Raw genomic sequence first — 11,912 nt, forward strand, 5'->3', positions numbered from 1 at the left:
CGGAAATATCTCTGTATGACATCACTTGCAGGGAATGGATTACCAGCACAATGAGGTTTTATGATGCAGGAAAACTTATCATTTTTTATCAACCAGACATCTTTTACCGAACATCCGAATGCGCCGTTGGCGCCGTTTAGCCGCCAGGAGTTGGTAAAAGCGTTGAATTTTCATCGGTCTATTCCGGGATATTCCCCAACGCCGTTGTATACGCTGCCGGCACTGTCACAAAAACTGGGCGTAAAAAATATCTATCTCAAAGATGAGTCTCAGCGTTTTGGCCTGAAAGCCTTTAAAGCGCTGGGCGGTTCCTATGCGATGGCGTGCCATATCGCTGAATTAGTCGGTAAAGATATCAGCGAATTACCGTTTGATGTGATGACCAGCGAAGAGGTGCGCCGCGATCTGCAAACCGTCACGTTTGCTACCACCACCGATGGCAATCATGGTCGCGGCGTTGCCTGGATGGCGCGACAACTGAAGCAAAATGCCGTGGTTTACATGCCAAAAGGTTCTTCGCAGCAACGTCTGGCGTCTATCCGTAACGAAGGCGCTACCGCTGAAATCGTCGATATGAACTATGACGATGCGGTTCGCATGACCGCGGAACAGGCGGAAAAGCATGGCTGGATAGTGGTGCAGGATACCGCCTGGGAAGGGTATGAAAAGATCCCGCAGTGGATTATGCAGGGCTACGGCACGCTGATGCTGGAGGCGATCGATCAACTGCATCAGGTTGCGCCGACGCATATTTTTGTTCAGGCCGGCGTTGGCTCGTTTGCTGGCATGGTTCAGGGAATGGTGACAGCGGCATGGGGAGAAAATCGCCCGAAAGTGATCGTCGCCGAGGCATTAATTGCCGATTGTCTCTACCGCTCAGCCTGCTCGAAAGAGGGGGATGCAATAGCGGTGGGCGGAGATTTGCAAACCGTGATGGCTGGTCTCGCCTGCGGTGAGGCAAATAGCATCGGCTGGAAGCTGTTGCGTGATTATGCCACCGCATTTGCCTCCTGCCCTGATGAGGTTGCGGCGCTTGGCATGCGCATGTTGGGTAATCCGCTGGCAGGCGATCCGCAGATCGTTTCCGGTGAGTCCGGGGCGGTGACGACCGGCCTGCTGTCACTGCTGATGACTTTGCCTGAACTGGCGCAAACGCGTGCACAACTGGGCCTGGATGAGCATTCCCGCGTGTTGTTGATAAGTACTGAGGGTGACACTGACCCACAACAGTATCTGGATATTGTCTGGGGCGGTCAGTACCCGGGCATCAACAAATAATTTCCTGATTGAGAATAAGAACGGAGAAACCCATGTTATCTGCAAACCGTATTGAAGAAGTGATTAAAAACTGTCAGGCGCTGATCCAACAAAAAAGTTATTCCGGTCAGGAAGGGGAAGTGGTCAATGCCATAAAAACAATGATGCAGCATTACCAGTTCGATGACATCCACGTTGATAAGTACGGCAACATTGTTGGCGGTATCGTGGGTAATCAGCCAGGGAAAACGCTGGTCCTCGATGGACATATTGATACCGTGCCGGTGAACGAAGAGAAGTGGACCCGCAACCCGTACGGCGGTGATATCGAAGATGGCAAAATTTATGGTCGCGGTACGACCGACATGAAAGGTGCCGTGGCGGCAATGATCTCCGCCGTGGGTTTTTTCGGTCAGGACAATCAGCGCAATTTCGCCGGGAAAATCTACGTTGCCTGCATCGTGCATGAAGAGTGCTTTGAAGGTATTGCCGCTCGCCTGGTCAGCGAGCGCTATAAGCCAGACTACGTAATCATCGGTGAAGCTTCCGAGCTAAACCTGAAAATTGGCCAGCGTGGCCGTGCTGAAATTGTGGTTGAAACGTTTGGTAAACCTGCGCACTCCGCCAACCCGCAGGCAGGGATTAACGCGGTGTATAAAATGGCGCAATTGATCGACAAAATTCGCACCATTACCCCGCCAACGCACCCGGTACTTGGGCCTGGCATTCTCGAACTGACCGACATTAAATCTTCGCCGTATCCGGGTGCCTCGGTCGTGCCGGATTACTGCCGCGCAACCTACGATCGCCGTTTGCTGGTGGGCGAAACCAAAGAAAGCGTGATTGCCCCGCTGGAAAATGCGCTTGCAGAGCTCATCGCACAGGATCCGCAGTTTAAGGCTCGTGTCTCCTACGCGGTGGGTCAGGAGTCTTGTTATACCGGTGCCATTATTGAGGGGGAGCGCTTCTTCCCGGGCTGGGTGTATGACGAGTCGGACGAATTCGTGCAGGCCGCTCTGGCTGGGGTTCGTGAGGCCGGGTTTAATCCGACCATCACGCAATACTCATTTTGCACCAACGGCAGCCACTATGCGGGCGAAGCGGGAATTAAAACTATCGGCTTCGGACCTTCGCGTGAAAATCTGGCGCACACCATTGATGAATATATCGAAATCGATCAGTTAACCGGTTCGGCCAGCGGCTATTACAGCATCATCCAGACACTCTATCGCCAATAAAAAGAAAGATAAAAACCTCTTACCTTACAGGCGGTGCCGCGCAGCGCCGCCGCACTGGAGAATAACGATGAAAACCATTTTTAAAAACGGAAATGTGATCGATGGGACGGGCAGTGAAGGCAGAATTGCCGATGTGGTCGTTGATGAAGGACGTATTGTCGCAATCGGTCAAATAGAGGTTGGCGTCAATGAACAGGTCATTGATGCCACAGGAAAAATTATTTGTCCTGGCTTTATTGATACCCATACACACTCTGACCTGTCGGCCATTATTAACCCCGCACTGTCGGCAAAAATTCGCCAGGGAATTACCACTGAATTACTGGGGCAGGATGGCGTCGCGTTAGCGCCGTTGCCGGAAGAATATATCCCGGCGTGGCGTAAAAATATTGCCGGACTGGATGGCGATACCGACAAAATAGACTGGAAATATAAAAATACGGACGGTTATCTCAATCTGCTGGCATCACGACATCCGGCGACAAACCTTGCCTATTTAGTTCCGCATGGCAACGTGCGCATGGAGGCGATGGGGCTGGATGGGCGTCCTTCCACCCGTGAAGATGTGGCGAAGATGTGCGAGGTCCTTGAGCGAGAATTAAAAGCGGGAGCGTTTGGTCTTTCTACCGGGCTTATCTATATGCCTTGCGCCTTTGGCGATACTGCCGAAATGATTGAACTGTGCAAGGTCACGGCAAAATATAACGGGATCTTTGTGGTACATCAGCGCAGTGAAGCTGACGATATTATCAACTCAACGCAGGAACTGATCGATATCGCTAAAGCCACTGGCGTCTGGCTACATATTTCACATATGAAAGTATGCGGAAAGAAAAACTGGGGGCTGATCGACCAGATGCTGGGGATGCTGGAGCAGGCGCAGGACGAGGGGATCCGCATCTCTTTCGACCAGTATCCGTATGTGGCGGGCAGCACGATGCTCGGCGTGATCCTGCCGCCATGGGTTCATTCCGGTGGAACAGACAAATTACTGGAACGCCTGGCTTCGCCTGAACTGCGCGCCAAAATGATCGAGGATATCCAGCAGGGTATTCCCGGCTGGGATAACTTTATCGATTTTGCCGGTCTGGACCAGATTTTTGTCACCAGCGTGAAAACGGCCAAAAATCAGGATGCCGTTGGTCTGAACCTCGTCCAGTTGGGTGAATTGCGCGGGAAAGATCCCTACAACGCTACTTTTGACCTGCTTTTTGAAGAAGAAAACGCCGTCGGAATGGTCGACTTCTACGGCACTGAAGAGCACGTGATTAAGTTTCTCTGTCGACCAGAGCAAAACGTTTGTACCGACGGTTTAATGGGGGCCGGAAAACCGCACCCTCGCGTGTTCGGCGCATTCCCCCGCGTGCTCGGTAAATATGTCCGTGAAGAGGGATGTCTGAGCTGGGAAGCGGCAATTCGCAAAATGACAGGTAAACCTGCTGAGGTATTGGGCCTGCAGGATCGCGGGCTGCTGAAGGTGGGTTACGCGGCGGATATCGTGATGTTCGATCCGAACACTATTGCTGATAAGGGCACGTTTGTTGAACCTAATCAGTATCCGCAAGGGATTGAAGTTGTCATGGTTAATGGGCGCATTGCCTTAATTAATGGCACGGAAAGTTATGCCTGTAGCGGTACGGTTATAAGAAAACAATATTAATAAATAACGCTAAACACGCATTGATCTATCGCGACTATTTATAGCCGCGGTAGATCACTACACCCTAAGGACATCACAATGAACCTACAAACATCTTTACCTTCAGGTAAACCAAAGACCTGGAAAGCAAGATATACCGTCCTGACATTGATCTGGCTGGCGTGGCTCCTCTCTTTTCTCGACAGAATGGTCATGAGCGTTTCGCTCCCTTATATCGGCAAAGATTTAAATCTGGATACGACCCAACAAGGTTTAATTATTAGCGCCTTTTTTATTGGTTATGCGGCGTTTCAAATTCCCGGTGGCTTACTGGCGGATAAGTTTGGCTCACGTAAAATCATGGCCATTGGTATTGCCTGGTGGTCTGTTTTCACCAGCTTAACCGGGGCTGTGCTGACGCTGCCGCTGATGCTTGCCGTACGCTTCTTCTTTGGTATCGGCGAAGGGTGCTTCCCGTCGGCCTCCTGGAAAATGATTTCGACCTATTTCCCGTCGAAAGAACGCGGTCGCGCGACGGCGATTCAATCAACGGTGAACACCTTAGGCCCGGCGCTGGCGGTCGTGGTCGCAGCGAGCATTATCGGGGCTTTTGGCTGGCATATGGTTTTTATCGTGCTGGGTATTCCTGGCCTGTTTATCGCCGCAGGGATCTACTTATTTACGCGTGACAACCCGAAAGATCACCCCGCCATTACGCAGCAGGATCTGGCAGAATTGGCCGTTGACGATCAGGGTGGGCTGCAAAACACCAGCGCTATCGCGTTTAAAGACGTACTCAAAATGCCGGTGCTCTGGCAAATGGCAAGTATCTGGTTTTTGTTTGATATCACCTTCTGGGGTTTTTCGACCTGGTTGCCCAGTTACCTGATCACCGTACGTGAGTTTTCTCTGGCCAAGACCGGTGTAATGGCGGCAATTCCCTTCCTGTTTGGTGCAGGAGGCACATTGTTAGGCGGATACTGTTCGGACAAATTCAAACCGATGCGTAAAACGTTGTACGTCGTGACCTCAGTCATTGCCGCAGGCTTTCTGTACCTGACCTTCAGCGTGAGTAGCGCAGATATGGCGGTGGTTTATCAGTGTATTTCAGCCCTGTTCATGTTCTTCGCGATGGCGACGTTCTGGGGAATTTTGATGGATACCATCCCCAGTAACATTATGGGACGGGCGTCGGGGATCGTTAACTTTGGCGGTCAGATGGCGGGCGTTGTTTCTGCACCTATTATTGGCTGGTTGATTCAAAGCAGCGCAGGAAGCTATAACAGCGCCTTTATCTTTATGATTGCCGCACTGTTATGTTCTGCCGTCGTGACGCTGACCGTAAAAAGCTCGCACGCGGTTGGGGCATTACCCAGTCAGGTTTGATTAATATCTGTCTCCTGTGGTTCTGCTGTTTCAGGGCCACAGGGATTGACGGGCATCAATGTTTAATGACTCGCGACAACTGAATTTCCCGCCAGATGTACAGTTACCACTGCAATTCTATTCCTCACCTTATTAAGAATTAAGCATAATAAATGAAAGACCAGTCCTACATGTGTAGGAATATTCCCTCTATAATGTGTTAATGATTTGATCTAGAGAAAGGCTCAAGGTTTAATTCTTGTAAATCTAAATGTTATTTTTATGATTTATTCATCTTGATTATGAAAAAATCATAAAATATACACGTGACTATGTTAGAATTTGCGTCCTGGGTCTGACGCTTATAAATCAATAATATTGAAGACTCACCTGCACTATAGCCATCGCCTCTCTTTATTTATCGGGATTCTTATACGCAATGAACGCGATAATCGTTGATGATCACCCATTGGCCCGCATTGCCATTCGCAACTTACTCGATACTAATGGTATCACTGTGACCACTGAACTCGACAGTGGCGAGCAAGTCGTGCAGGTGGTTGAAAAAAACAAACCTGAACTGCTAATTATCGATGTAGACATTCCTGGTATCAGTGGCATCGAGGTGCTGGAACAATTACGCAAGCGTCACTATGCTGGCGTGATCATTATCATATCAGCAAAAAATGAATATTTTTATGGTAAACGCAGTGCTGAATACGGTGCTAACGGATTTGTGAGTAAAAAAGAAGGCATGAATAATATTCTTGCCGCCATCGAAGCCGCCAAAAATGGTTATAGTTATTTCCCCTTCTCCCTTGAGCACTTTACTGGCTCATCGGTCAGCGAACAGGATAAACTTGATACGTTATCGACACAAGAAATGAGAGTGCTGCGTTATATCCTTAATGGCATGGATTACAGTACGATTGCCAGTAAAATGAATATCAGTAATAAAACGGTCAGTACCTATAAAAGTCGTTTAATGGAAAAATTAGATTGTTCTTCATTAATGGAAATTTATGAATACGCGCAAAGAAATAAAATAGGGTAGAGTAATGCTGAAACGCTTATTTATATTTTTGATGGTCATATTTACCATCGGATTGTCTACGGGTGTGAGTTCAGCGCGCCAGGTTGAGCTAAAAAGTAACTATAATACTGCAGTTCAAAATATCAGCTTCAACAGGGAAGAAACAAACTGGTTGGCGCATAAAAAAACATTAGTGGTTGGTACATGGCTACCGGAAGTTTCCCCTATTGTCTATCAAAACAGCGGGGAAAACTATCGCGGCGTTAACGCGGACTACCTTGCGCTAATGCAAAAAAGTCTCAATGTAAAAATTGTTATAAAGCAATATGATAACGAGCAACTGGCGCTTGCCGCACTCGCCAGTAATGATGTTGATACGTTGATAACCCAGCTTTCCCGACGGCAGGATGTCGGCGGGCATTTACTGCGTACATCGGCATTACTCACAACGTGGCCGACGCTTGTGACGTCATTAAAAAACACCATGCTACCGCTGACGACGAACCATAAGGTCAGCGTCGCGTGTGTGCGGGATTGTCCTTTTCTTAACGTTATCCAGAACGCTTTTCCTGATGCTAAAGTCTCATTTTATGACGACGAGTATCAGGCAATGGCGTCGGTAGTGAACGATGATAACCAATATTATATTGGTAACAATATTACCAGCAGTCATTGTATCTCGCGGTATTTTTCGCAATCCCTGGTTATTACGCATTATTTTGATAAGCAAGAACAATATAATTATTTTGTGGTTAATGAAAACCAACCCCTATTAAGAAATATCCTTGATGGTTTTATTACGTCAATAAGTAATGAAATCCATATGCAGGTGATGCAGAACTGGCTAAATCGCGGCAATCTTGCTTATCTGAATGCGCCCATTCCTTTCAGCCACCAGGAAAAAGAGTGGCTAAAGAATAAGCATACCATCCGCATTTTGATCAACCCGGATTACCCGCCCTACACGCTGGTAGATAGTAGCGGCGAGTTGCGCGGTATTCTTGGCGATTTGCTTAATATTATTCATCTGCAAACGGGTCTTGATTTTGAACCTGTGTTGGCTACGTCCAGAAGTGAACAGACTAAACTCATTAGTGGTGGGCAGTGGGATATGTATCCGACGATCGCCCCGACTAACCAAAACCAGGACGACTCGGCATTTAGCGATCCGCTGATGAATGTTGCATTCGTGGTTATCACATCGCGCCAGGAAACAGCCGATTCGCTGCTGGAAAAACCGATACGCGTTGCTCTGCCTGCCGGACATATTCTGGAGCGTGGCCTCAAACAACGTTATCCACAGGTGACATGGGTGAATGCGGATACCGGTAGCGCTGCCATGGCTATGGTCAAGGAGGGCGACGTTGATGCGGCAATAGCGACTGAATTGTCGGCAAAGTTCATTACCGATCATTACTACCAGAATAATATGCACTTCTTCCGGCTTCCTGACATGCCAGGCGCATCGGTAAGTTTTGCTATTTCTTCTGATGAACCCATGTTGAAGTCTGTCATTGATAAGGCCCTGCAAGCCATACCTCCGCGTGAAATTTTACAGACGACGGAGAAGTGGTCGAAGATTTCCAATACGCAGGTTGATATCTGGAGCCGATATAGCAAACAGTTCTATCAACTGGTGGTATTTGCGCTGGTACTTATTGCGATTAGCCTGATCTGGGGGATATCACTCTCCCGTGAAGTCCGTAAAAGAAAGCAATCGCAGCGGTTACTGGAAGAACAGTTGCATCTCAAAGAGGTCTTATCTCAAGAGCTGGAGAGCGAAAAGAATAAAGCGATTGCCGCCACAAAAGCCAAAAGCCGTTTTCTGGCGAGCATGAGTCATGAGTTACGTACCCCGGTAAGCTCGATTGTGGGCTTTGTGGAATTACTCTCAAGCTCAGAACTCAGCCCGGCACAACGAAAAGAGGCCATTGCTTTGACCGGTGCGACGGCCCAATCATTGCTGGGACTGATTGGTAAGATTCTGGACGTTGATAAGATTGAATCCGGAAAATATGAGGTTGTTCCCCAGTGGACCGATCTCTCGCAGCTTATTGAATTGCAGTGCCACTCTTTCGATGCCCTGGCCAGGCAGAAAGGTATATCGCTTGCCTGCGTCAGTCAGTTGCCAATAAACGAGCGGGTATTTGTCGATCAGCAAGCGTTGCGGCAAATTCTCACCAATCTGGTCGGCAATGCGCTGAAGTTTACGGCGCAGGGCAGTATCCATGTTACGGCCCGTCTGACTCCGGACACAGATAATCACGGCACCCTGACAATCGCCATCAGTGATACCGGTTGTGGCATTAGCGAAGAAGAGCAGGCTGGACTGTTCCATCGTTATGCTCAGGGGCGTTGCGGGCGTCAACAAACGGGGTCAGGCCTGGGGTTATTTATCTGCAAAGAACTGGTAACGCTGATGGGCGGTACGCTGGAGCTGAGGAGTGTTCCGTCGCAGGGAACCACGTTTACGATTACGCTACCGGTTGAAACTGCCCGACAGTCGATAGTAGCGGATGGGGATACCCCTGGCGCAGTGTTGCCGTTACCGTGTCTGTCCATTCTGATCGCAGACGATAACCCTACTAATCGCCTGCTGCTTAAACGCCAGTTGAATACCATTGGCTACAGCGTGGATGAGGCCTGTGATGGCGAGGAAGCCGAAGCCAAACTGGCAAAAAAATCATACGACCTGTTGATAACCGATGTGAATATGCCGAAGAAAGACGGATTTGATCTCGCGGCTTCACTACGTTGTCAACAACCTCACTTGCAAATATGGGGGCTGACGGCCAGTGCGCTCCCGCAGTCACGCGATCGATGTCTGCAAAACGGTATGAATTTGTGTCTGTTTAAGCCGGTGTCAATCCAGACGCTGACGCATGAATTGAGCAAAATCGACACGGGCTATGCGTCTCCTTGTGCAATCCGGCATTTAAAATTCAATGTACTGACTGAAAATACCGGTGGCGATCGCGCACTCATGAACGAGATACTCGAAACATTCCGCGAGGCAACGCTGAGTGATTTACAAGCGGCTGAGAAAGCCGTTGCGCAAGATGAGCCGCAGCTGTTTTTACGGGCGCTTCATCGGTTGCATGGTTCGGCGCAAATTCTGGGTATCACTGCGCTTCAGACGCTGTGCGAACCTTTTGAGTCTATGCGACATGACGATCTTCCGCTGGCTGTACGGCAACAGGCATTACAGAACATTGTTGCTGTCATGCGAGAAATTGAAATTGAGATCGACAGTCTGATGAGCCATTAATCCCCCCGGATCGGGTAGCCGTAGCTGCCCGATCCGGAGAGAAATGTCTTGATTCATCACTCGTTAGTGCAGTGTATTACTGGCCTGCACCCACCATTTCGCTATCAATAACAATGCCTTCTTCAGCACCTTTTAGCACAAGGTTAGCCTCATAAAATTTACCTGTGGACAGCAGTTTTTGAGCGCTGGCAACGGCTTTACGCGTCTGATTCAGCGGCATCAGGTATTGGGTCTGAAGCACGCTGATCCCTGCCAGTTGCAAGGTATCCACTGCACCTTTCCAGTCACCTTTGGCCATTTTGCCATTTGCGGTTTTGATAGCAGATTCTTTTTCCGGCGTCGCAATATAGTCTTCTGATAATGCGATCGTAGCGTTAATAATTACGTACTGATCGTCAATCATCTTCGCCTTAGGCGCTGCTTTGACAAATTTCGCCCAGTCGCTGCTGTCGCCTGCCAACAGGGAAGCGGCGTCATTGGTTAATTTTTTTGCGCTGTCAGGTTGTCCGTGAAACAGAGCCAGACGAGCAAGTTGAATATCACGCATCGCATTGGCGCCTTTTACTGCGACCTGCATAATATCGGCTGCTTCTTTTTGTACATTTGCTGTGGCTGTTTCTGCCGCAGTGGTGGTAGTGGCAGAAGCCATTACTGGGGCTGAACCCATCATAGTTGCAAGCAGACCTGCAAGAATAATCTTTTTCATTACGTTCTCCTGAATAAAGTTGGTATTGTTCACCAAACGCAATAATCATATTAAATAAGTTTAAAGAGCGGAATCAGAGCCAGGATATAATAATGAGCGTTTAATCCTACAGGTGTCAGACGTCTGACATGTGTAGGATTAAACGGATAACGACATTCCTTTCTTCTTATATACGCATCCTCAGCAGAAGACTTATCATTTGATTGTAAGTGATATGTATTGTGTGAGTATTAACTCTTTTATTAGCAGGTTACATTACGTTTACATGTAACGGAGGATGTATGTTTATTTTTAATCAGCAAGCCCTGAGAACGTTTAATGAAAAAACACTTTCTCATTATAAAAGACACGCAACAATTATGGCGGTGCTGTTGTTGGTATGTGGCATTTGCTGCTTAATCTATCCTATCGCTGCCGGCGTTTATTTAAGCTATGCGACAGGTTTTATGTTCCTGGTGTGCGGCTTTTATTCTATCTATAGCCTGTTTAGCGCTGGGAAGAAGCAGTTGAAAGCCAAATTTACCTATGCATTTTTTGCTATCGCATGGTTACTGCTGGGGTACTGTTTCCTTGTTAACCCTGTGATCGGCATGAATTCGTTGGCCATGGTTTTTTGCTGCTTGTTTATTCTTGGTGGTATTTTTCGTGTGGCTTCCGGAGTTCAAATGTTCCGCAGTCCGGGCTATGTCTGGAACATTTTTATCGGCATTTTAGATCTGCTTATTGCTGGCGTATGGCTGAATATGGATCCCGACAAGTCTTACGTGTTTACCTCTATTTTTATTGGGGTCGAGATGATCTTCAGCTCGTTAGCTTTTATCAGTCTGCGCAGAAATACGAAGCTGGTAGCAACAGACAAACTAGCCAATAACAACTAATCCTGTCTCTGGAGTGTATCGTGAATATTAAAATGATGGTTTCAGCTGTTGTTATGTTGACCTCTGTTTTGGCACCAGTGAGCTGTGCGTTTGCTACTCAGGCAACCGAAGCTGCGCCACAAGATATGACCTGTAAAGAGTTTGCTGATATGAGTCGGCAATACATGACGGCAATTGCCTTTGTGATTGTTAATAAAAATTCTGACTTTAAAGGCGATGATTATGTACCGCTGCATGAGGTGGAAACTGTCGCTGTTCCGAAAATGATTAACATGTGTCATCAACACCCGGATACGAAGTTGGGGGAATTGGCCGTAAATCTGCACACGATTGATTAACCGTTTTGATAGCCTGGCTTTAGTTAGAATTGACCATCTCTGTCCCTACATCCACATTTCCCCTCACAATAAAATAACTCGCCCTGCTATCCACGAGGAAACTCGCAGGATAGCTGTGTCCGCTAACAACTGTAAGTCTGATAAGCGAAGCGCCATTCCTGGGATCTTATGACCCGATCCCAGGAATGGC

At 48.1% G+C, this 11,912-nt stretch carries 9 protein-coding genes; 8 read left to right on the forward strand and 1 reads right to left on the reverse strand.

What is annotated here, in order from left to right:
• Window positions 1-63 precede the first annotated feature (63 nt).
• The 6 genes from dpaL (at window position 64) to ACVXHP_RS18900 (ending at window position 9,800) form a co-directional block, all read left to right on the forward strand.
• Window positions 64-1,278, forward strand: coding sequence for a diaminopropionate ammonia-lyase (gene dpaL / locus ACVXHP_RS18875; protein WP_447572034.1), 1,215 nt, complete (start codon window positions 64-66; stop codon window positions 1,276-1,278).
• Between the two features lie 32 nt (window positions 1,279-1,310).
• A complete protein-coding gene (locus ACVXHP_RS18880) occupies window positions 1,311-2,495 on the forward strand; it encodes a YgeY family selenium metabolism-linked hydrolase (protein WP_447572015.1) in 1,185 nt (394 codons plus the stop codon).
• A gap of 67 nt (window positions 2,496-2,562) precedes the next feature.
• Window positions 2,563-4,155, forward strand: a complete 1,593-nt coding sequence (locus ACVXHP_RS18885; RefSeq protein ID WP_316129905.1) for an N-acyl-D-amino-acid deacylase family protein — start codon at window positions 2,563-2,565, stop codon at window positions 4,153-4,155.
• A 78-nt stretch (window positions 4,156-4,233) separates the two neighbouring features.
• The gene (locus ACVXHP_RS18890; protein ID WP_200009184.1) at window positions 4,234-5,520 is read left to right on the forward strand and encodes an MFS transporter; all 1,287 of its coding nucleotides are present in this window, start codon (window positions 4,234-4,236) and stop codon (window positions 5,518-5,520) included.
• Between the two features lie 418 nt (window positions 5,521-5,938).
• Window positions 5,939-6,553, forward strand: a complete 615-nt coding sequence (gene evgA / locus ACVXHP_RS18895) for an acid-sensing system DNA-binding response regulator EvgA (protein ID WP_200009183.1) — start codon at window positions 5,939-5,941, stop codon at window positions 6,551-6,553.
• Between the two features lie 4 nt (window positions 6,554-6,557).
• Complete coding sequence (locus ACVXHP_RS18900; protein WP_447572016.1) at window positions 6,558-9,800, forward strand: ATP-binding protein; 3,243 nt, start codon at window positions 6,558-6,560, stop codon at window positions 9,798-9,800.
• Window positions 9,801-9,876: 76 nt separating this feature from the next.
• Here ACVXHP_RS18900 and ACVXHP_RS18905 read toward each other — a convergent pair whose 3' ends face one another.
• Window positions 9,877-10,506 carry a YfdX family protein gene (locus tag ACVXHP_RS18905; protein ID WP_200009181.1) on the reverse strand — a complete coding sequence of 210 codons (630 nt, stop codon included), beginning with the start codon at window positions 10,504-10,506 and terminating at the stop codon, window positions 9,877-9,879.
• Window positions 10,507-10,787: 281 nt separating this feature from the next.
• Between ACVXHP_RS18905 and ACVXHP_RS18910 the strand changes: the two genes are divergently transcribed.
• Both ACVXHP_RS18910 and ACVXHP_RS18915 read left to right on the forward strand, forming a co-directional pair.
• Window positions 10,788-11,384 carry a DUF308 domain-containing protein gene (locus ACVXHP_RS18910; protein ID WP_447572017.1) on the forward strand — a complete coding sequence of 199 codons (597 nt, stop codon included), beginning with the start codon at window positions 10,788-10,790 and terminating at the stop codon, window positions 11,382-11,384.
• Complete coding sequence (locus tag ACVXHP_RS18915) at window positions 11,384-11,722, forward strand: HdeA/HdeB family chaperone (RefSeq protein WP_447572035.1); 339 nt, start codon at window positions 11,384-11,386, stop codon at window positions 11,720-11,722. The genes ACVXHP_RS18910 and ACVXHP_RS18915 overlap by 1 nt, the downstream gene beginning before the upstream one ends.
• Window positions 11,723-11,912 lie beyond the last annotated feature (190 nt).

The organism is Citrobacter freundii complex sp. 2025EL-00176 (genome assembly GCF_053309355.1).